Here is a 22087-nt window from a genome sequence, read left to right as displayed (position 1 = left end):
CCCATTACCAAAAAAGTGATTTCCAAACAGATCCTTTTCAATAGTTTTTTACAAACCAATTATTCCCCAGAAAAAAGATCAGCACAAGCTTGGATAGTCATTGCGGGCTTTATCTTGCTCACAGCAACTTGCTATTTTGGCGGTGCTGCTAGTTTATTACGCTTGGTTTTTCCTGCCTCCTCTTTGCTTGTAGCAGTATTTTTATACTTGCGTCATCCCATTCTTTACATCGGTTTTACTTGGTGGATTTGGTTTCTCACACCATTCCTAACTCGGTTAGTTGACTATCGAATTGGTTGGGACCCCACCCGGCAAATGCTGCTTGCACCTTATTTAGTGGTATTTGTGACTATTACCACTTTTATCAAATATTTACCTGGTGCTGTTCGTCAAGGAGGTTTACCTTTTGTTTTAGGTTTTATCGGGGTGATCTACGGTTTTTTAGTGGGATTAATTTTTAATCAACCAGTTCCAGTTATCCGCGGACTTTTAGACTGGTTAAGTCCCATTCTTTTTGCATTTCATTTATTTATGAATTGGCGAGATTATCCCAGTTATCGTCAACACATTCAGCGGGTATTTTTATGGTGTGTTTTAATCACAGGAGCTTATGGAATCTATCAATTTGTAGTTGCTCCTGAGTGGGATAAATTGTGGCTAATAGAATCAAAAATGTTTACCAGTTCTGGTAATCCTGAACCTTTTGGAATGCGAGTTTGGAGTACACTGCACTCACCAGGTCCCTTTGGTACTGTGATGCAAACAGGCTTGCTTTTATTGTTTACCAGTTCTGGTCCATTAATTTTTCCTGCTTCCGCAGTTGGGTATTTGTCATTTTTACTTTCTCAAGTACGTACTAGTTGGGGCGGTTGGATTCTAGGAATAATTATAATTTTGGGTTCGGTAAATGCCCGAATTAAAATGCGTTTAATTATGATCATTTTAGTAATGGCTATGTGTGTTGTACCATTGCTAAATATTGAACCTATCTCTGAAGTTGTGACTACTCGCTTGGAAAGTTTTTCTAATCTGCAAAAAGATACTAGTTTTCTGGAGAGATCAAAATCTTATGATCGAAATCTCAATTTAGCCCTTTCTACTGCTCTTGGTAATGGTTTAGGAAATATCTGGAAAGTTAATGAAAAAACTGGACAAATTGAAGTTATTGTAATTGACAGCGGCATTTTAGATATGTTTTTTACTTTGGGTTGGTTCGGTGCTATACCTTATCTTGGTGGGTTGTTATTAATGCTTTTTAGTGTTAGTAACCATACTGAAGGAAAGTTGGATAGTTTTGTCAGTGCTGCTCGTGCTATTGGGATCAGTTCCTGCGCTCAGTTGATTATTTATAGTGGGATGTTAAGTGTGTCAGGTATGATTATGTGGGGATTTTTGGCTATGGCTATGGCAGCACATAAATACTATCAGCAGCAAGGAATGAAGATGTAATTAATTGGATTAGGATTTAGAACTTGAACAGTAAACAAAGGAGAGAACGCAAAGTTTCTCTTGTAAAGAACAAAATTCCCGATTTCTTAGAGAAGTCGGGAATTTAATCGCGTCATGCTATATAATCATTTTGATGTTTTATTAAAAAAGGCTGATTTTTAACTAATTTATTTTTTGCTGAATTAATTATAATCTAGCTGCTTTTTAGTAATTTCATTTTTTGTATGTATGAGGTAATTATGAATCAAATCAATCGTGTGGCAATTGTTGGAGGCAGTCACGGTAATGAATTAATTGGAGTTTATTTAATCAAAAAGTTCCATAAATATCCAGATTTAATTCAGAGATCAAGTTTTGAAACTTTGTCATTATTCGGTAATCCTAAAGCTATTGCCAGTGGAAGCAGATACATTGATAAAGATTTAAATCGTTGCTTTACTGGAGACAATTTACCTGATGACAAAATTTCTATTTATGAAGAATTAAGGGCTAGGGAAATTCAAGCAATTTTGCAACCACAAAACCAAGATTGTGTAAATGCAATTATTGATTTACATACGACTACAGCCAACATGGGATTATGTATTATTTTAGGTAATATGCACCCCCTATTATTACGTTTGGCGGCTCATCTGAGTGCAATTAATCCTTTGGTAAAAGTTTATAGTCATCAACAACCTAGAAATAGTGGTTTTCTCCGTTCTTTAAGTGAATTAGGTTTAGCTATAGAAGTTGGTGCTGTCGCTCAAGGTATTTTAAATGCGGAATTGTTTCAAAAAACAGAACAACTTATTTATGCTGTGTTGGACTATTTTGAAGGATGTAACCAAGGGAAAATTCCCCAATATAACAACACGCTGACACTTTATCAATCTATTGGTGCGGTTGATTATCCTAGAAATGAAGATGGGGAAATTAAAGCGATGATTCATCCCCAACTTCAATTTAGAGATTATCAACCTCTCCATCCTGGTGATCCAATTTTTCTCACTTTTGAAGATGAAGAAATTCTCTATGAGGGAGAGTCTATTGTGTATCCTCTCTTTATCAATGAAGCTGCTTATTATGAAAAAGGAATTGCCATGTATTTTAGTCAAAAGGAAGTGATTAATATATAGCAATAAATAGAGAATAGGTAAGGTAGATGAATGGATATTGATGACTAATGACTATTTACCTACTACTAATTCTCTCATTTGTATTGGGTTGATGACGGCATATTTTCTAGTTAACTCACGGTATACAGCCAATGTTTCCTCACTTACTCGCATGGTACTAAATCTTTCTAGATTTTGCTGGGCGCGTAATTTCCAGCTTTGTAATTGTTGAGGATCTTTGAGTAATTGCGCTAAGGTATTAGCCAATGTTTGGCTATCTTTGGGTGGAATAAGAATACCAGCTTGACGATGATCTAAAGTTTCAGGAATGCCATCTACATCACTAGCGACAATGGCACAACCGGCTTCTCGTGCTTCTGTTAAAACTAAACCAAATGATTCACAGTGTGAGGCGAGAACAAAGATATCTGTGGATAACATATATCGTTGGGGTTCTGGTTGGAAACCTTCAAAATGAATACGTTTGCGTAGTTTACCGCAGTTTTTAACCATGCTCTCAAATATAGCACGGTCTGGTCCATCTCCTACTAAATAAAGATGGGCTTGAGGAAAATCTGTAGCAATAGTTTGAAAGGCTGCAATTAACTCACCAATACCTTTTCTAGTATACATTCCTGCTACTGTGGTTATGGCTGGATGATGTAGTTTTATGGGTTGATAATCTTGGATTTTTTGATGTCGAGGACTGCCTAAAGTGCCGTTAGCAACTACTCGTAATTTTTCGGCAGGAATACCACGGCGGATCATAGAATCAGCTACTGCATGACTAACTGCAATTACCCGATCTGCTAATCCCATTAATACTGCACTACGTTGAAATTCATTATGTACAGTGGAAACTAAACTATATTCATGATTATTTCTCAAAATTCCTGCCAGTACAACTCCTGTCATCATGTGGGCATGAACAATATCTGGTTGAAATTCTTTGATAATTTCTCGATAACGCCAAGCTGCTTTAATGATGTTTAATGGTGTACGTGATTGATTGAGTTGAAAATGCTCAATTTCATGATTTGCTAATAATTTTTCGTATTCTCCACCTGCTGAAGCAACAGCAACTTTAAAACCTTGTTTTGATTGTAAACAAGCTAAGTCTACTGCGACATTGACAATTCCGTTACCGATTTTTTGGACATGGTTCGTAATGTGTAGGATACGCATTTATTTGTTCTCCACGGCAGTTGTTGTTAATAGAAATTTCACCAGGCAAAAGATGTTGATATTTTAGCTTTGAGCTTTTGATTCAATACATGAGAATTAATTATGAAAGAAGATTTCTTCTGAAGATAAAAATCGTTTGATAAAGCCTGGTGGTAGGGTTTGCATTTGGGAAGGATAGGCAGCTATCGCTCTTTTTTTCTTTTCTTGTACTGAGGTAATTGATAAGCGATACGCTGACTTAATATCATTGAATTTTAAGAGGATAAATAAGGGCGCTCTCCAAAATACCCAAATAGGATATTGTAGGAGTTGGACTTTAATTCCACTCTGGGCGATCGCCTCTTTTACCAAGTAATATGTAGCTTCATGATCTCTATGACAATCTTTACGGTGAGGAACATAAACTTCTCCTGGTTGATAACGTTTTAACAGTTCGGAAATCTGTGCAATGGTTTGTTGTTTTTCTTCAGGATTTAAATCTGGTAAACTGCCATCTTTTTTATTCAAAAAGTGAATTTCTGAAGGAGAAATACCCAAAATACTTAATGCTTCTAAAGACTCTTGTTTACGAATTTGAATAATTTGATTTTGAATATTTGTATCTGTACCATGGGAACCACGTCCATCGGTTAAAAAAGTGACGGCTACTTTTATTCCTTGTTCCCGTTTGCGAGCGATCATCCCACCACAACCTAAAGTTTCATCATCTTGATGGGGAGAAAAAACCATTGCAGAAGCTTCACTAAATTGAAACTGTTCACTTCCCCAACCTAAAATAAATTTTGCAAGTAAACTAGCATGAATATATTGGACTGTATTTAATAAATTGCTGGGAATTAATTTTTGTAATTCCATCAAGGTTGTTTTTAGCATATTTTTTTACTTCCTCTACTTCTATTAATTTATTCTCTAAACAGAGTCTCAACCTATGAAAATTAAGGACAAGTACAAAGCCTTAATTATCATCATATTTAAATAAAAACAGCTAGATTTATTGATTTTGTAAATTTGTTCTATGATTATGAAGATTAAATTGTACATGAATCAGCACACCAAAAAATTTTATTTGTTCACATTAACAATCATTATTGGATGGCAAATGAGCAAATATTCTGACTCATGTACGGGTTTAGCATTGCTAAACCCATACTTAATCCTAAATGCTGGATTTTTACACTTAATCCAAATCCAATAAGTTGGATAACCTAATTTTTAGGAAATTGGTAAACGATAAATAATCACTTTTCCTTTCCAATTTTCTTCCACAAACACTAAATATTCACCATTACGACGACGAAAAGCGCGAATACCGTGGGGAATATCCACCCAACCACTTTCTCCACCAACTTCTGGACCTGGACTAAATTTTCTTACAAGTTTGCCTGTAGTGGCATTATAGATATTAACCTCCGCAGTTTTAGATGTCACTGTAAATACATAATCTCCTGCTACACTCATAGCGGCGGTAGCAATTTCTCGTTTACCAGTGGTGTCATAAGGAATGACACTTCGCCATTTAGGAGTGCGATTTCCTTTACTCCAATTATCAAATCGGGCAATTTCTGACCCGACAGCTCCCCAATCATCACCAATAGCAGGATGTTCAACAGTAAAACCTGACAAATACATCGTATCTGTTTCGGGAAAATATTCAATTCTTCGCAAATCTTTAAAGAAGCTAGGAGTCTTTTCCTTTTGCATGGAACGATAGTTATAAATCGGATTTCCTTGACTATCTAATCCCTGTAAAGGATAATGGCGAATACCATCTTCCGTTCGCAAAGTTTTCCACATATCACCTTTAGTATCTACCCACCAACCTCCTATGTAGGGATAATCTTCACTGTTGTCATATTCATTTTGATCAAATGCACCATTACCATTTTTATCTCGCCAGATCCATTCTCCTTTGGCTGGTTGATACGGAGGCCAATTACCGTTTATAGATTTACCTTGATCATTAGTTCCCACAAACATTCCCGCGGGAATAGCAATTTCACCATCTGTTTTTGGATCAAAACGATAAATTTGCACCATACTTCCGAACATATGTGTCAGAAATAAAAAAGGCTTTCCTTGAATGCGACGGAAAATAGGAGCATCTGGGGATGTATGTAGACGCGGATCTTGAGGATATTTGAAAGGATTTAAAGTATAAGCTTTATATGTCCACTGTTTACCTGCTGGTTTACTGTAATCCATCCAATATTCTTCTTGTTTGGTGAAAAGATTAACACCATCACTTTTAGGATCTGTATCGGCATTATCAACAAAGATTAAACCAAGTAATTGCCATTGCAGTTTTCCCGATGGGGAGAATTTTCTTAAATCTGTTCCTGAATTATTAAAGCCATTATTGTTGATATAGAAATTGCCGGTACTATCTGCACCAACGCCTGTAATACCATAAAGTTTTAAGTCTTGAACTTCTCCAGGAACACCGCTATAAATTCCATTTTTAGTTCCGAAAGTTCCTACCTGGACAGGTTGGTTTTTGATGTTGTAAATTAGTACCTGTTGCCGGATGCCATTTTCAGCTACTAATATTCTATCTTGTTTATAAATGGCGATCGCTGTAGGATCAACAACATCTACAATTTGTTGGGGTAATTTCTTACCAGTTTGGTCATAATGAACTATTTTCCCTGGTGTATTACCTTTTTTATTTTGAATAATCCATAAAGTTCCCCGTGGATCAACGGCTATTCCTCCGGGATTATTAACAGTAAATTTTCCCGTTTCCTGCATTGTTTCTGTATTGAAAATACGCACAATGTTGGCATCAGCATTACTCACAAATAACTTATTACCTACAATTGCTAAACCAGTAACTTCGCTTTTGTCACTGATAATTAACATACTTTTATCCCAGCCATTTCCCCCAGGAAAAGGTGCAGGTTTTCCCGTTAAATCATAGCGTCTCACACAGTACCAAGTTTTACCCTCAGAAGGATAACCTTCTTTTTGACTACTCATTCCTCCCTGTCTCATAGCAACATAAATATATTTGCTATTGGCTGTAACCGCTTTCCCACCAAGACGATACCAACCATGCAAGTCTTTTAGGAAACCTATGACTTTACCATCTTTATAGATAGCTGCTTCCATGCCAGCTTCATCCCAAATGCTGTTAGTATAAATTAGTCCATTTCCTGTAACATACATCGCCTCTATATAGTTTTGTACCCTTAGTTCTCCCTTACCAATAGTATTACCAAGCCAAGATGTTTGATAAGTAAATACTGGTGCTGTAGCTGTTTGAGTTGTGGCTTTTTCCATTGTCATTCCCGCAAAGATGACAATTAAGCTACAAGTGACAGACAGTAAAATTTTGAAAGCTATATTTTGTCGCCAGTACCTACTCCTAACTACATTATTGATAACTTGAATTAGCTGTTGTTGATTTTTTTGAATTTGTGAAGTGAATCTGTTTTTCATAAAATTGCTATGGCTGCATATTGGCAAAAATGAGTTGCTAAATTATGCTTTTGCTTTTTGATATCTTGTTCCTTTTCTAAAAACCGTAGCGAAAACGTAGCGGAGAAAAGGCACAGAAACATCATTGGTACTAAACATCAATAAACTAACAAATAAATGTTGCATTTTAGGTAATTTCATCAGAACTTTATCAAAAAAATATATTTTTTATATTTTCTCATCTGCCAATATTATTCTTTTTCAGAAAAATAATTTATCTTCCCCTCGGAACTTGTTAATTATAATACAGGATTCATCAAAGCCTAATTCTGTAGATAGATACAAAGCTTGAGAAAATATTTAATTATCAAAGGTGCGGATTTAATAGATATTAATGATATCTTTTACTAAGTACAAAATCCCAAGACTCCCTGTACTCAGTAAACTCAATATATAAAAATAATTTATTCAAAAACTACCTGATTTACAAATTTTTAACCGGATTAAACTAAAGGTTTGTTAATTGATGATTGTGAGCATTAACTGTATCGTTTCAGACTTACCTATTAAATAAGTTTCATCGTGTGAGGAAGTTAAGGAGATAATTAGGTGGAAGGTATGACAAAAACTCAGGAATTAGCTTCTGCGTCTATCCTCACATTGGGAACAGGTTGGTTTCCCAAAACACCGGGAGGATTAGAAAGGTATATTTATGAACTAACTCAAAAATTAGCTCTAAATAAAGACCGAATAGAATTATGTGGTGTAGGTTTACCTGATGCAAAAAATACACCCATTCAGTCAAATATTCAGTTAAATAATTTAGCATCTCCAGATAGTCAAATTTGGAAAAGATTATGGTCCATTCGGACTAACTTCCAAAAAACTAGATTAGATCAACCTGATGCAATTAATCTACATTTCGCATTATATAGCTTTCCGATTTTGGATCTTTTACCGAAAGAAGTACCAATTACTTTTAATTTTCATGGTCCTTGGGCTTCGGAAAGTAAGGAAGAAGAAGTAAATAAAAAACTAAGTATTTGGATGAAGAAGCAATTAATAGAAAAAAATACCTATAATCGCTGCGATCGCTTCATTGTTCTCAGCCAAGCTTTTGGTAATATTTTACATCAACAATATCAAGTTCCCTGGCATAAAATTCACATTATCCCCGGTGGAGTAGACATCAATCACTTTCAATATAATTTATCTCGTCTCACAGCCAGAAAACAACTAGGTTGGCCAACTGATCGACCAATATTATTTACCTCCCGTCGTCTAGTTTATCGCATGGGAATTGATAAGTTATTACAAGCACTAGCCATAATTAAACCCACAATTCCTGATATTTGGTTAGCTATTGCTGGACGTGGACATATTCAAAATTTACTACAACAACAGGTGATAGAACTTGGACTAGAAAACAATGTTAAATTCTTAGGTTTTTTACCTGATGAACAGTTACCAATTGCTTACCAATCTGCTAATTTAACAGTAATGCCCAGTCAGTCTTTTGAAGGTTTTGGATTAGCAATTGTGGAATCTTTAGCCTGTGGTACTCCAGTTTTATGCACACCTGTAGGGGGAATGCCGGAAATTTTACAGGGTTTTGCACCAGATTTAATTACTGATTCTATTACTGTTGATAGCATTGCTGATAAATTAGAACAAGCAATGTTAAGAAAAATCATTTTACCTTCTAGAGAAGAATGTCGTAATTATGCAGTACAAAATTATGATTGGAATCATATTTCTCAACAAGTAAGACAAGTTATTTTAGCTGATCAAAATTGATAAATTAAACGCAGATAAAGGTAGATAATAATGAAGATTTTGTTTTTAGATCAAAGTGGTAAACCGGGTGGTGCTGAGTTATGTTTATTAGATATTGCTAAACCCTTTGCTAATAATTCTTTGGTTGGTTTATTTGCAGATGGTGATTTTAGAAAGTTACTGGAAATTAATCATATTCCTGTGGAAGTTTTAGCAACTCAAGCTATTAAAGTTAAAAAACAAAGTAGTTTATTTACAGCATTAGCTAGTTTAGGAAAACTCACACCTTTAATTAATAAAGTCGTGACACGCGCTAGGGAATATGATTTAATTTACGCTAATACTCAAAAAGCTTTAGTTGTCGGTGCAATAGCAAGTTTTCTCTCTCGTCGTCCTTTGGTTTATCATTTACATGATATTCTATCTTTAGAACATTTTAGTAACACTAATCTCCGGGTTGCTATTACTTTAATTAATCGCTTTGCATCTTTAGTAATTGCTAATTCTCAAGCTAGTAAAACTGCATTTATCCAAGCTGGTGGGAAAGCTGATTTTGTAGAAGTTGTCTATAATGGTTTTGCTATTAAAAATTATCAAGTTTCTGAAAATGAACCTCAGCAATTAAGGCTAAATTTGGGATTAGAGGATAAATTTGTAGTGGGACATTTTAGCCGTCTTTCTCTCTGGAAAGGACAGCATATTTTAATTGATGCTTTGGCAGAATGTCCAGAAAATGTTAATGTTATTTTGGTCGGTGATGCTTTATTTGGTGAGGATGAATATGTACAAGAATTACACGATCAAGTAAAAGCTTTAAATTTAGAAAACCGAGTTAAATTTTTAGGTTTTCGTGATGATATTCCCCAATTAATGTCAGCTTGTGATTTAGTGGCACATACATCAATTGCACCTGAACCTTTTGGTAGAGTTATTGTGGAAGCGATGCTATGCGGTAAACCTGTGGTTGCTGCTAAAGCTGGGGGTGCAATAGAATTAGTTGAAGATGGGATAAATGGTTTTTTAATCACACCAAATAACCCCCAAGAATTAGCACAGGTAATTAATCATTGTGTTCAGGAAAAAGACTTGATGCAAAATATCGCTAATTATGCTAGAATTAGTGCTAGTCAAAAGTTTGATGTGAATATTATTAATCAGCAAATTCAAGAATTGTTAAAAAGGTGATCAGATCCCCGACTTCTATTTTATATCTCTGGTTGATGAAGATTAAATATTAGAGAAGTCGGGGATATTAGCTAAATATAAGTTTTTTAAATATTGATTTTGCTAAAATAGATCAATTGCGCCTTGTTGATAATAATCAGCCTTTATTCTCAAGATTATTGAGAATGTTATCAATAATTCAACGCAAATAGGTTTTTTCAGGATTGATTAATCCTTATTTACTTTTTGTGCTATGATTATATGTACAATCTACTTGGGTATTTTTGCTATTTTTTAGAAAAATCCTACAATTGTAGGTGTTGGGTTTCCTGATGTCTACCCAACCCAGGACTGTTTAATTAACTTTTAATTACGCTGCTTCCCGAATTGGCGAAGAAATACTCACTTCTGGAAGGGGAAGGGAAAGTTGTTCAGCTTGAGGTAATGCTGCTTCCTCCAAAACTGTAACTTCAATATTGACACTGACTAAATAACTACCCGTATCCGCACCTACCGCTTCAGCAATTAATTTTGCTATGTCTGGACGTTTTGCGGTCAGAGGATCACGTAAAATACAACGATCCCATTCATGCTTGGCAGTTGGATTAAGATTGAGAATATAGTGCTTCATCATAGTAATACCCTTGTAATACCCTTGTAATACCCTTGAATCCATCTTCCAGATATTGTTTACAGGTCGGACACGATGAATTTATTATAGTACATTTATACTAAATTTGCAAGAGAATAGCGAAAAACCCCTGACTTATCCAGGACTTACGCAAAAAATAACGAAAGTAGCGGCAATTCATGAATTACCGCTACACCAGAACAGGGTTTGAATCACATTTTAAGTCAGTCAAATATCTGCTTAATGCAAAGATGAACCACTTTCTTGATAACTCAATAACTGAACATCATTAACCCAGATTGATTGTTGAGGTACGGGAATATTAATTCCAACTTCATCAAAAGCAATTTTCAGACGACGACGATATTCTCGCGCTACATCCCATTGTTTGAGGGGTTGGGTTTTGATCCAAACACGAATCATCATCCCGCGATCGCCAAAATTATCAATTCCCAAAATACTGGGGGTTTCAATAATTTGTCGTTTCCATTGAGGTTCTTGATTCATCTGGATAGCGACATTTTCAATTAATTTCAAAGCCTTATCAATATCAGTTTGATAAGAAACTGGAATAATTAAATCAGCACGAGACCAGCGACTAGAAAGATTAGCTACAACTTTAATTTCGCTGTTAGGAATTGTAATTAATCTTCCTTCTGCATCCCGTATTTGAGTCATTCGCAAATTGAGATTTTCCACTAAACCACTCACATTTCCCACAGTAATCACATCACCCAAAGCATATTGATCTTCAAGAATAATCAAAAAGCCATTAATGGCATCTTTAATTAAGTTCTGAGAAGCCAAAGATACAGCCACACCAATTAAACCAGCACCAGCTAAAAGAGGAACAATATTTATTCCCAAAGCAATTAAGGACATTAGGATTCCTGCACCTACCCAAATAATGATAGTGATACTTTTAGTAACCCCAGAAAATGTGGATATTCTCAATTGCAAACGTTCGGAAGTTTCTGGAGTTAGTAATGCTCCACCACTGATGATAGTAGAGGTAAAATGATCTATAATGGCATAGGTAAACCTTACTATTAGATATGTTCCCACACCAACAACTATTAATTTAATGGGAATTTTGGCAATGGTGAGAATCCCAATTTGTAGGGCTTGGGTAGCAGGAAATAGTCCTAAAATAATTAAACTACCACTGACCCAAATTCCAGCTTGTGCAAGTTGAAATAGTCGGGTTTTAACTTCTTGAAGATGTCGCTCTTGCTGTTTATTTAGTAATGTAGTGATGGGTTGATATTCTGAGGAATTAGAGTCAGAGACTTTGAGGAAATTATTACTTAAACGTTTTTGGAAACGACGAACTCCCCAACTCATGATTACCATAGCGATGGTAGTACCAGAGGCGATCGCCAATTGTTCTAAAAATTGATTTTCTTTTTCTTGTTGTGGTTGAGTTAATGTTGTTTTAGTAAATGTAGTTTTATGTAAACTTTCTGGTATTTCTGGTAAATTATTCGGTGTCTGGGCTGTAGCTTTAGGTATGGGTGCAATGGATATGATCATTGAACCCGTAATCGCTAAAAATTTACCTAGCACTTAAATACCTCCTTGGGTAATAGACATTTTGTGGTCATGAAATGTGTATAACCACGAAACCCCTGTAGGGATAATTCATGAATTGTCCCTATGATAATTTTTACCAGATGTTTCATGATCTATGTCAGGGTTTAGGATTGCTAAACCCCTTACTTTTGACGACCTCTTGTGTACAGAATTTTGGCAAATAATTAAATAGGAGTCCTATAGTCTTACCAGAGAAAGATGAAAAAACCAAAAGTTAGATCGGGTCTTAATCTTACTTATGTTGAAGATATAGGTAGTATGTAATAGCTAATAGGTATTTATGATAAAATATGGCTAATTAAATGCAGAACAGATTAGAAACAATATTTGGGAAAAATTGTCTATGTCTCGACCATCTTTTGTGATTTTTGCCCAAAATTACCTTTTTGCACTACTTAGTAATTATGGTAATGTTTTCCTCAATGAACTTATTCCCCGTAACCCTAAATTGAGAGTCTATAAACATCCTTCTCGATTAGGCTGGGAAAGTACATACATAAAAACACTTTTTACTGATAACCCGCGTATATTGGTTAGTCCTGAAGTGGTGGCAGAAGCAAAAATGGTAGATGTATTGTTTGAACCTGACATCAATAAATCTAGGACATCCTTGGGACTATTGGGAGAATTTACTTCAAATCCGTGTATTATTTCACCTCTACGCTGGACACCAAATATCTGGGAATTACGAACTTGTCTCAGTCATTTTTTAACATGGACAAGTGAAGCTGATGGTAGGATTATTCCTGTCAATGAAACTTTAAAAGATACAGATCAGGAAGAATCAAAAGAAGAAGATAATAAAACTCAATTGATCATCTTCCCCTCTATTTTCCCTGACCATTTTCGAGGATTTGGAATTAAATCATCTAATATTCCAGGTGTTTATAATTTACCTGCAATTTTTTGTACTACTATTGTTGTTACCAGTGAATTGCCTATAGATGTTTCAACTTTATGGCTGAGGATTTTAGGACGCGGAAAAACTCAAAGACAGGCAATAATGGAACTTTTTAACTCAGGTATTGATGATCCACTTTATACTTTAGCTCGGCAGCAGTTACAACAATGGTATCAATTTTTATTACCAGGTGACATGGGTAAGGAATCTCAGCTATTGATGCAAACTTTGGCTTCATTGATTTAATCAAATCTACTCACTGCTAAGTAGCTGGTCATAATTCAATATAAAATGTGGGATGGGCATACTTCGATAAACTCAGTACAAGTCTTGCCCGTCAACAGGCTAGAAGCCTGTTCCACTATCTAGCAATGAAAAATTACCTTTGCTGATCAATCGGGAATGAGTATTTACCGGAAAATATGGCTACTTGTCAGAAAATATTGTTAAAGTACGTAAAGGTTTATCAACCTGTTGCATTTTTTAGAGGATAATTTTCATGACCGCAACCGCTCCCAGATTAAAGCACGAGGTTAAAGACCTCGCTCTCGCTCCCTTGGGAAGACAACGTATTGACTGGGCTGGCCGGGAAATGCCAGTATTAAAGCAAATTCGCGATCGCTTTGAGAAAGAAAAGCCTTTTGCTGGTTTGCGCTTAGTTGCTTGCGCCCACGTTACCACCGAAACCGCCCATTTGGCGATCGCCTTAAAAGCGGGTGGTGCTGATGCAGTTTTAATTGCCAGTAACCCCTTATCAACTCAGGATGATGTGGCTGCTTGTTTAGTCACAGATTATGAAATTCCTGTATTTGCGATGAAAGGCGAAGATGCGGAAACCTATAGCCGCCACGTGCAAATCGCTTTAGATCATCGTCCTAACATTATTATTGATGACGGTAGTGATGTAGTAGCCGAATTGGTTCAACACCGTCAAGATCAAATTAAAGATTTAATTGGTACAACCGAAGAAACCACCACCGGTATTGTCCGTTTACGCGCTATGTTGGCTGATGGCGTGTTAACTTTCCCTGCAATGAATGTTAACGACGCAGACACCAAGCACTTCTTTGATAACCGCTACGGTACTGGTCAATCTACCTTAGACGGCATTATCCGCGCTACAAACATTTTGCTGGCTGGTAAAACCATTGTGGTAGCTGGTTATGGTTGGTGCGGTAAAGGTACTGCTTTACGTGCGCGTGGTTTGGGTGCTAACGTTATCGTTACGGAAATTGACCCCATTAAAGCGATTGAAGCGGTAATGGATGGTTTCCGGGTATTACCGATGTCTGAAGCTGCATCTCAGGGTGACTTGTTTATTACTGTGACTGGTAACAAGCACGTAGTCCGGGGTGAACACTTCGATGTCATGAAAGATGGGGCGATCGTTTGTAACTCTGGTCACTTTGATATTGAGTTAGATTTGAAATACTTAGCTAGTCAAGCTAAGGAAATCAAGACTGTAAGACCTTTCACAGAGCAGTATATTCTCAACAGTGGTAAATCTGTGATTGTACTGGGTGAAGGTCGTTTAGTTAACCTCGCTGCTGCGGAAGGACATCCTAGCGCGGTAATGGATATGAGTTTTGCAAACCAAGCGTTAGCTTGTGAATACTTGGTGAAGAATAAGGGTAAGTTAGCACCTGGTTTGTATTCTATTCCTACTGAGGTTGATCAAGAAATTGCTCGTTTGAAGTTGCAAGCTTTGGGTATTGCAATTGATAGTTTGACTGCTGATCAGGTTGAGTATATCAATTCTTGGCAGTCTGGAACTTAAATCATTGATTAGTTGATTTTTTGGGGATAGGCGTTTTGCTTATCCCTTTTTTTATAATTTATTGGTGTTACTTTAGTACAAATAAAACATCAGCATAGCTTTGGTATTGATTGTTATTAAAAGTCCAATTTAGTAACAAATCATCCTTTTTAAAAGAGCGTGTATTTAGATATTCATCAATTTTACTTTTTAACAAAGTAAAATCCCTTTTCAACTTCCAACTATCTTCTAAAGAATTAGTATCTACAAGAACTAAAAATAACCTATTACTTGCATCAAATCTTTGAGAACCTTGATTTTCATACAACCAGCGCAAAAGTTCACGTGGTTGTTTTAATGTCTCATTGATAATATCTCTTCTAATTTTCACAAAATTATCATAAAAATCTTTTACATTCTGCTGGGAACTTTCAGTAAAAGCTGTAATCAAGTCAATCAATAGTTCATCATCGGGACGATTTTGATCAAAAGGAAGATTAAATATTTTGGCTGTCTTCTTTAACTCTGATAATTCCTTAATTGTTAGTTTTCTTTTCTTTCTCTCATTTTCCATAAAACCTTTAGGAAAATACGTTACCTTTAAATCAAAAGGTATATCATCAATGAAAAAATCAACTTGTTTAATTAACCCTACAGTTGGTAAAACACGCTCATGATCTTTAAAAATATCCTCAATAATAATTGATGTCCAATTATTATACCAAGAACACAGAACAAAACCTTTTAAACTATGTAAAATTTCATTTTCTACTTTTTCTATTAAATTATCATAATTAGTAATCTTTTTTATGTAGTTATCAACTAGATACTTATTAATATCATTTTGATGGATACCACCCCAGTCAAAAACTCTTAGCTTATATAATTCTGCTAGTAACTCTTGTTCATGTATACGACGTTCTTCTCTTTGTCCTTCATATATTTGATTAATAGAATCATGAATAGTTTTTAAAGAAATATTAGATTTAAAAAGTGTTTCAAGATACTGCTTTACTCCTAAATTATCTGAAGATATTTGTGCTTTTTGAAATAAATGCAAGTAATAATCTTTCCGAGCCAAAGAACGTAATTTTAAAAAATATAATCCTTCAGAAGATGATGTTAATTCAAAAAATTTATTTTCATCATAGAGCCGAGAAAGTTGATAAAATGTGTAACTCATTTGATTTTTCAGATTTAAGATTATTTTGAGTGAATATTAGGTATTTCTTTAGACCAATTAGGTAATTTTTCTAAAAAAATCAATTTTATATTATCTTCATTTCCAGGTTTTTGATAGATTAAAACGAAATCATTTTTTAAACCCCCTTTTCTGTTGTCTTGTATTACTGAATTAGCTGAATATTTCATAGGAAATAATCCTCGAAATTGTAATTGATTATCAGATGGTATTACCTCTTTTAAAAACTGCCAACTATCAGCATCTCTCGCATTAAAAAATAGAGCTAATATTCCACCAGGTTTGAGGATACGAGTAGCGGTTTGCATAAATTCCCTCATTTCAGCCACATAATTGTTTTTATTTTTTCCTCGATTACGAGCATTAGAAACTACAATTTCTTGAGAAAAATCCGGATTTTTATCTATTAAACAATTCCACATTTCACTCAATTCTAAGTATGGAATCCTATCACTATGTGGAGGATCAGTTAATATTAAAGAAATAGTTCCATCAGGGCAATTATTAAGAATTTTTCGATTATTACCTTGAAAAATTGCCACGTCTGCTTTATTATCAATAACATCTATTAATCTTTTAGATACACAATAAACTTGTTTTAATTCATCTTCTTGAATAGATTTTAGTAAACTATTTGCACGTTTAATAAAACAATTCCACACATTAATTTCAAAATGTAGTTTTGGTCGCCAATATCCTATCACCCAACTACCAACTTCTATTTTATTTGTGGGGTCAGATTTTGTTTTACCTCTTCCTGTAATTGCAAAAACCATCTTAGACATTTGACCAGAAGCAGATGTTAATGATAGTAATAATGCAGATTTGATAGAATCTGGTTGTTTGTGAATTGCATCAAGTAACAAATCTATATTATATAATGCGCGACCAGTAAATAGATCTTTTAGTGTTAAAGTATCATTTGTATTTATGCGGCTATTTTGAAATAATTGAATTGGCCGAGGTATTTTAGGTTCGTATCCCTCAAATTGTTTAAGTACTTGATAGTCATAATTAGTTGGTATCCTTTTATCACTTTCGTTTCTTCTTGGTGATAAATGCCAAACTGAATTTAGTTCATTTTCATTCCATAAATAGTGAGTTGCAAATTTTCCATCTTCTAGTAAGTAAGTTTTATATATGTCTGATTTAATACTTTTTTCTAATTCGTTAAGAGCTTTTTTTAAAATATCTGGATTTGGTAAATTGACTAATAAATTCGATAATTCTACAGCTACAGGATTAATGTCAATACCTATAAATCGTCTTTCCCTAATTACTGCTTCACGAGCAACTAAGCCTGATCCTAAAAATGGATCTAAAACAATATCACCTTTTTCTGTTAAGTTTTCAATTAAAAATGATAAACATTCAATTGGTTTTTTACCCCAATATTTATGAAAAGCAGCTAATCCTTTATAGCCTTTTGGTAATACTATTTTTTCAGGATTTGTTGTTGTCACTTCTAATTCAAATAGACTTAATTGTTTAACAAGAGATTTCATTATTTATGTAATAAAAATTATGTTTTATTTAAAGACCCGGATTAATTTAGCCAACCAAAATAGATTATAACATCAATTTTAAAATTATCAGTCGTTAATAAAATTTAACAAAAGGTCTTTATAACTAGGCGGATATAATTTACATCTACACAAACTCATGGCATCCGAAAAAAGCGGATAAAAAGTAGATGTAGATATAGGTTGGGTTTCTTTCCTCAACACAACATCTTTATAATTTAACTGCTTTGGGTTGCGCTTCGCTTAACCCAACCTACGAAAATAAAAGATTGAAACTATTATACCTGACATCAATTAAAATTGCTAGTATTTCCATCCATCAAACAGGAGATTATTTTATAGAAACAATAAATTATCCTAAATTAGTCAAAACAGTATTAACAAAACACACAGAAAATTATTTAACCAAAGTAATAGAACTTGCGTCTCTGCGTGAGATAAAAAATCATCCCAAAGTCAAAATACCTTCTGGAAAATCCACCACCAAACGCAACAACTTTAACCACTCAGAACCCAATAAAACTTCATTAATTCCTTTACCAACATTCACAGGAATTTGATACTGCTTTCAGTCTAATATCACTTGACCTAAATAAATCTGAAATTTTGATTCACCTTTCGCAGTCCGTAATATTTCCTCCCCACTATACACCCATTCTAATCCATCTAAATCTTGTGTATTAATAGCCATAAAACCTGCAAAACCCGTATCAAATAGGGCATCTATAGGAAGATTTAAGCCATCATTAGTAACTAATTCAATTTCAAAAAATAATTGCCCATTTTCTCCCAAATAACCCTCTATCATATTGTGCCAGTTGTCCCCGTTTCATTCAAACAAAAAACGAAATGTCTAGCTTGAGGATATTTTTCCAACATTCTTTTATGAGATTCCATCCTATCCTGATCAATTAAATATTCTCCACTATCTGGTTCTATAGCAATATACCAACCATAGTGATTTTCAATATATTCAGGACGGACACGCTCAAAAATTGCCCGACAACGTTGATAAAATATTTCATCTTCTGCTTCTCGTCTGGCTAATTCTTCTGGTGATATAGTCAATTCAGGAAAAATTCTTCCTCTTCTTACCATTCTTTTTGATGTTATGTAAGTCATCTTATTAACTTAAACTCCAGTTATTATTTTAAATTAAATTGTGCTTAATTGCTACTTTTATCATTATTTGAACATAAATTTTAACATGATTTACCCTCTTTATTTTCATCATTAAAAGCTGCTGCTAGGTCAGGACTGGTGATTGCGATCGCACTTTCATGCCATTCATGAATAGTAGCATCAATCAAATCCCAAGCCTCATTAGAAGTATCAGTTAAGCGAAAAGCCTTACTTACCTCTTTAATAAAATCTTGCAATTCATCAGCATCAAATACGCTCAACCATCCATAAGGATGCTCATAACCTATTTTTTGTCCTAATAATAACCGAAACGCAACCGATAACACCTCAAAAACAGCCTTACTTTGTGTTACCCCTTTCACTAAATAAGCCACATCTTCACGACGCAACAGCGCAAAAGATTGGTCATTTCTAGTAATTGTAATTGGACGTTCATAAGCTTTATCTAAAACCTTTCTAGGTTGACGATTCAACTCAGTGGCTGTAATGTAACTAGCTCATCTGAGAACGCATTGCTAAAAATTGCAATTGACATGATACTTGCGTTCCTCCTCTGCGTTCTCTGCGTCTCTGCGTGAAATAAAAATTATTCATCTACAACGACTAAATTCTGCATCTGGTAAATTAGCAAATGCTTCTCCCACAGTAACATAAGGTAATAATCCCAATAATTGACAACCAGGACTATGAGTAGGTAATGGTAAATCAATACTACCAATATGTTTTCTAGAACCAATAAAAAACAATCTTTTCCTTAATTGAGGAGTACCGAAATCAGCAGCTAAAAGTACACCTGATGACACATTATAACCTAAATCAATCATATTATTACAAATTTCTTGATATAGCTTTCCGCCTCCTAAACCCTTCAAATTAGAAACATTTTCCATCACAAAAAAAGCTGGCTGCAAATACTCCACAAACCGTAAAAACTCATAGATCATACTACCCCGTTGATCTTCTAAACCTCTTTGTTTACCAGCTTGACTAAAAGCTTGACAGGGAGGACCACCAAAAATAATATCAGGTTTATTTATTTCACCTGAAACATTTTGCCAGAAACTTAACGGATCTGTAATCTGAGAAATATCCTCTTCTAGAACTTGAATGCGATCGCCAAAATAACCATTTAAAGTTGCACAAGCATCACCCCAATTATCAACAGCTACCTTAGTTTTTATCCTTGCTATATCAGCACCAATATCCATACCTCCCGCACCACTAAATAAACTCAGTCCCGTCAAAGAACTATTTTCAAATCCTAATAAATTAGCTTGTTTAACTAATTGTTCAAATACAGCTTTTGCCAGTGGAACAGGTACAGCATTACCAACTTGAAGCTGACAACTGGTTAAAGTTCCCTGTAATTTTAAATCATCAGGTAATCCTTGTAAACGAGCCGCTTCACGTACAGTAATAAATCTGTTTTGATATGGATGGACAAACTTATTAAAAATATAACCTGTAACTGTTAATGAAGGTTTTTCAGGATCAAGGCGAATCATCCTTAAATTGGGTCCTCCTTGTCTGTTAGGATCATTTTTGACATAAAACTTAAAACTTTCATGCCAAAGTTCTTCGGGTAAATCTTGCATTTTTTGCCCGATTTTTAGAGTGTTGATCCTTTTTTGCACATCCACACCTACCCGCCTAGCAACGTGATTATAAACCACTTCCAAAGAAATATTAAAATCTAAACTTTTGCTTAATCCATTCATCTCTTATATGACTTTCAGTAAAAGTTATTATACCATCAAATAGATTAAATATTTCTTTATCTGCTGGTAAATCAGCAACAGTTTTGGCTTGTCCAGTTTCATCTATAGTCCAAACAATATCCTGAAGTTCTAATAAATAATCATTATAGTGACGCACAGCATGAATATTAGATAATATAGCAGTTTTTACGCTTATTTTACTATGCTTTGGCTTTTGGGATGCGGCAATTTTTAATACTTGATAAATTCCTTTTTTAATATCATCAGTTCTATCCATTCCTACACTAGATTTACTATCAGAAATAGATTCATATCCTTCACCACTTCTTCTTTGCGGCCAATTTTCAGGTCTAGGAATAGGTTGTCCACAAGCATTAGTTAACCAATAAACAGGTTCTGGGAAATTTCCCCTACCCCTTGCAGCTTTGTTATATGCAGAAAAAGCCATACTCCAAAACTGGAAATAACGATAAAAAAGTTGATTATCATCATTAAAAGCTGCCCCCATTTGCTCATATACCCATACTGAAGACTTATTATTTCCTTTGATTCCTAAATTTATTAGTTCATATTTATATACATCATTTTCAATTTTGGGAAGAATAATATACAAATTAGACGCACTAATAAAAGAATTATCTATAGGTGAATGTGAACGAGATAATAATTCACCTTCATCTCCCAATTCAGTTTGTATTTCAACAGGTACTGCTAGAGGTAAAGTAGTCAGTGGAGCAGCCTTAACTTCTGAAAGTAAAACTATATTCTCCTTTGAATCATAAACTATTACATCAATAGGTTCAATACCATGATATATTTCTAAATCTTGTGAATTGATTTTAAATAAGTGTTTTAAAAATACACATAGTAATCGACTTGTTGTTTTACCAATTGTTCCCGATGGAGGTTTATTGGCTTGATGAAATAAGAAATTACCTTGCAAAGTACATCTTGGACAGGTGTTAGTATATGGATAAATCAACAGAGGTGAATTATCAATTGGACAGTAAAGCCATCCTTTATTAGTCAATTTTCCATAGTATTCAGCAGCAACGATTAAATCAAATGCAGCAGCTAGTGAAATTCCAGGAGCAGTAGAAGTTACTTGTGCATTCTCCAAAGCTTTCTGAATAAGAATTGTGGCTAATGCTTCTTCGTGGGCATATACTTCTACAGGCTTTACTCTTGCTAAAAGGTTGGCTATTTCATCAACCTTAACGGATTCATCCTGATTATTTTGCATGGTTATTCAAATAAACAATATACTAATCATATAATGAATCTTCTTGTTTTTGCCTTCACGAAGGTTATGTTATTAGTCCCACCCCCAAAAGCGTAGTATAAATAGTAAAGAGAATGAAAACCAAAATATTCACAAATTTATTGCGTTGGGTTGCGCTTTGCTTAACCCAACCTTGTATCTTAGAGGTATGTTAGAGGAAGTGGTAGACCGTCCCAACCTTGGTCAGAAAAGACCGCTTCGTAGCAAGGATCACCACAACAATCTCCATGACAGAACTCGAACAGTCGCCT

At 34.7% G+C, this 22087-nt stretch carries 19 protein-coding genes and 1 pseudogene; 7 read left to right on the top strand and 13 right to left on the bottom strand.

Translation table 11 applies throughout. The features are described from left to right. Window positions 1-15 precede the first annotated feature (15 nt). Together H6F45_RS18170 and H6F45_RS18165 are read left to right on the top strand one after the other, a co-directional pair. Window positions 16-1449, top strand: coding sequence for an O-antigen ligase domain-containing protein (locus tag H6F45_RS18170; protein ID WP_190348005.1), 1434 nt, complete (start codon window positions 16-18; stop codon window positions 1447-1449). Between the two features lie 239 nt (window positions 1450-1688). Next, the gene (locus tag H6F45_RS18165; RefSeq protein ID WP_190348004.1) at window positions 1689-2567 is read left to right on the top strand and encodes an aspartoacylase; all 879 of its coding nucleotides are present in this window, start codon (window positions 1689-1691) and stop codon (window positions 2565-2567) included. A 51-nt stretch (window positions 2568-2618) separates the two neighbouring features. On the opposite strand, the gene H6F45_RS18160 is transcribed toward H6F45_RS18165, so the two are convergent. The 4 genes from H6F45_RS18160 to H6F45_RS18145 form a co-directional block, all read right to left on the bottom strand. Beyond that, on the bottom strand, window positions 2619-3731 hold the full coding sequence (locus tag H6F45_RS18160) for a glycosyltransferase family 4 protein (RefSeq protein ID WP_190348003.1): 1113 nt from the start codon (window positions 3729-3731) through the stop codon (window positions 2619-2621). A 96-nt stretch (window positions 3732-3827) separates the two neighbouring features. After that, window positions 3828-4604: a PIG-L family deacetylase gene (locus tag H6F45_RS18155; protein ID WP_096570791.1), complete on the bottom strand. Its 777-nt coding sequence runs from the start codon at window positions 4602-4604 to the stop codon at window positions 3828-3830. A gap of 339 nt (window positions 4605-4943) precedes the next feature. After that, window positions 4944-7169 carry a hypothetical protein gene (locus tag H6F45_RS18150; RefSeq protein ID WP_190348002.1) on the bottom strand — a complete coding sequence of 742 codons (2226 nt, stop codon included), beginning with the start codon at window positions 7167-7169 and terminating at the stop codon, window positions 4944-4946. Between the two features lie 42 nt (window positions 7170-7211). Beyond that, window positions 7212-7349 (bottom strand): hypothetical protein, encoded by a 138-nt coding sequence (locus H6F45_RS18145; protein WP_190348001.1) that lies wholly within the window; start codon window positions 7347-7349, stop codon window positions 7212-7214. Window positions 7350-7766: 417 nt separating this feature from the next. On the opposite strand from H6F45_RS18145, the gene H6F45_RS18140 reads away from it, so the two are divergent. Together H6F45_RS18140 and H6F45_RS18135 are read left to right on the top strand one after the other, a co-directional pair. Continuing rightward, window positions 7767-8945 carry a glycosyltransferase family 4 protein gene (locus H6F45_RS18140; RefSeq protein ID WP_190348000.1) on the top strand — a complete coding sequence of 393 codons (1179 nt, stop codon included), beginning with the start codon at window positions 7767-7769 and terminating at the stop codon, window positions 8943-8945. Window positions 8946-8975: 30 nt separating this feature from the next. After that, window positions 8976-10109, top strand: coding sequence for a glycosyltransferase (locus tag H6F45_RS18135; RefSeq protein WP_190347999.1), 1134 nt, complete (start codon window positions 8976-8978; stop codon window positions 10107-10109). Between the two features lie 349 nt (window positions 10110-10458). On the opposite strand, the gene H6F45_RS18130 is transcribed toward H6F45_RS18135, so the two are convergent. Together H6F45_RS18130 and H6F45_RS18125 are read right to left on the bottom strand one after the other, a co-directional pair. Continuing rightward, on the bottom strand, window positions 10459-10722 hold the full coding sequence (locus H6F45_RS18130) for a hypothetical protein (protein ID WP_137666787.1): 264 nt from the start codon (window positions 10720-10722) through the stop codon (window positions 10459-10461). Window positions 10723-10959: 237 nt separating this feature from the next. Further along, on the bottom strand, window positions 10960-12285 hold the full coding sequence (locus H6F45_RS18125) for a mechanosensitive ion channel family protein (RefSeq protein ID WP_347237748.1): 1326 nt from the start codon (window positions 12283-12285) through the stop codon (window positions 10960-10962). Window positions 12286-12655: 370 nt separating this feature from the next. Here H6F45_RS18125 and H6F45_RS18120 point away from each other — a divergent pair, with 370 nt between their 5' ends. Then, window positions 12656-13459 carry a hypothetical protein gene (locus tag H6F45_RS18120; protein WP_190347998.1) on the top strand — a complete coding sequence of 268 codons (804 nt, stop codon included), beginning with the start codon at window positions 12656-12658 and terminating at the stop codon, window positions 13457-13459. 253 nt (window positions 13460-13712) lie between these two features. After that, on the top strand, window positions 13713-14990 hold the full coding sequence (gene ahcY / locus H6F45_RS18115; protein ID WP_137669233.1) for an adenosylhomocysteinase: 1278 nt from the start codon (window positions 13713-13715) through the stop codon (window positions 14988-14990). A gap of 67 nt (window positions 14991-15057) precedes the next feature. On the opposite strand, the gene H6F45_RS18110 is transcribed toward ahcY, so the two are convergent. Further along, complete coding sequence (locus tag H6F45_RS18110; protein ID WP_190347997.1) at window positions 15058-16152, bottom strand: hypothetical protein; 1095 nt, start codon at window positions 16150-16152, stop codon at window positions 15058-15060. Window positions 16153-16172: 20 nt separating this feature from the next. After that, window positions 16173-17675, bottom strand: a complete 1503-nt coding sequence (locus H6F45_RS18105) for a DNA methyltransferase (RefSeq protein ID WP_190347996.1) — start codon at window positions 17673-17675, stop codon at window positions 16173-16175. Window positions 17676-17962: 287 nt separating this feature from the next. On the opposite strand from H6F45_RS18105, the gene H6F45_RS18100 reads away from it, so the two are divergent. Next, window positions 17963-18253 (top strand): hypothetical protein, encoded by a 291-nt coding sequence (locus H6F45_RS18100; protein WP_190348021.1) that lies wholly within the window; start codon window positions 17963-17965, stop codon window positions 18251-18253. Here H6F45_RS18100 and H6F45_RS18095 read toward each other — a convergent pair. From H6F45_RS18095 to H6F45_RS18075, 5 genes and pseudogenes are all read right to left on the bottom strand, one after another. Beyond that, a pseudogene (locus tag H6F45_RS18095) lies at window positions 18139-18501 on the bottom strand (aspartyl protease). The gene H6F45_RS18100 and the pseudogene H6F45_RS18095 sit on opposite strands and share 115 nt — an antisense overlap. After that, a complete protein-coding gene (locus tag H6F45_RS18090) occupies window positions 18498-18815 on the bottom strand; it encodes a hypothetical protein (protein WP_096570807.1) in 318 nt (105 codons plus the stop codon). The pseudogene H6F45_RS18095 and the gene H6F45_RS18090 overlap by 4 nt, the downstream one beginning before the upstream one ends. A gap of 80 nt (window positions 18816-18895) precedes the next feature. After that, window positions 18896-19309: a hypothetical protein gene (locus tag H6F45_RS18085; RefSeq protein WP_242052665.1), complete on the bottom strand. Its 414-nt coding sequence runs from the start codon at window positions 19307-19309 to the stop codon at window positions 18896-18898. Window positions 19310-19426: 117 nt separating this feature from the next. Continuing rightward, the gene (gene dcm, locus H6F45_RS18080; RefSeq protein ID WP_096570809.1) at window positions 19427-20554 is read right to left on the bottom strand and encodes a DNA (cytosine-5-)-methyltransferase; all 1128 of its coding nucleotides are present in this window, start codon (window positions 20552-20554) and stop codon (window positions 19427-19429) included. Beyond that, on the bottom strand, window positions 20523-21797 hold the full coding sequence (locus H6F45_RS18075; RefSeq protein ID WP_190347995.1) for a hypothetical protein: 1275 nt from the start codon (window positions 21795-21797) through the stop codon (window positions 20523-20525). Before H6F45_RS18075 ends, dcm begins: the two co-directional genes overlap by 32 nt. Between the last annotated feature and the right edge of the window lie 290 nt (window positions 21798-22087).

The sequence above is a fragment of the Sphaerospermopsis sp. FACHB-1194 genome (assembly GCF_014696235.1).
Lineage (GTDB): Bacteria > Cyanobacteriota > Cyanobacteriia > Cyanobacteriales > Nostocaceae > Sphaerospermopsis > Sphaerospermopsis kisseleviana.
Note: the sequence above shows the minus strand (reverse complement) of the source record. Positions and strands in the feature narration are given on the sequence as shown.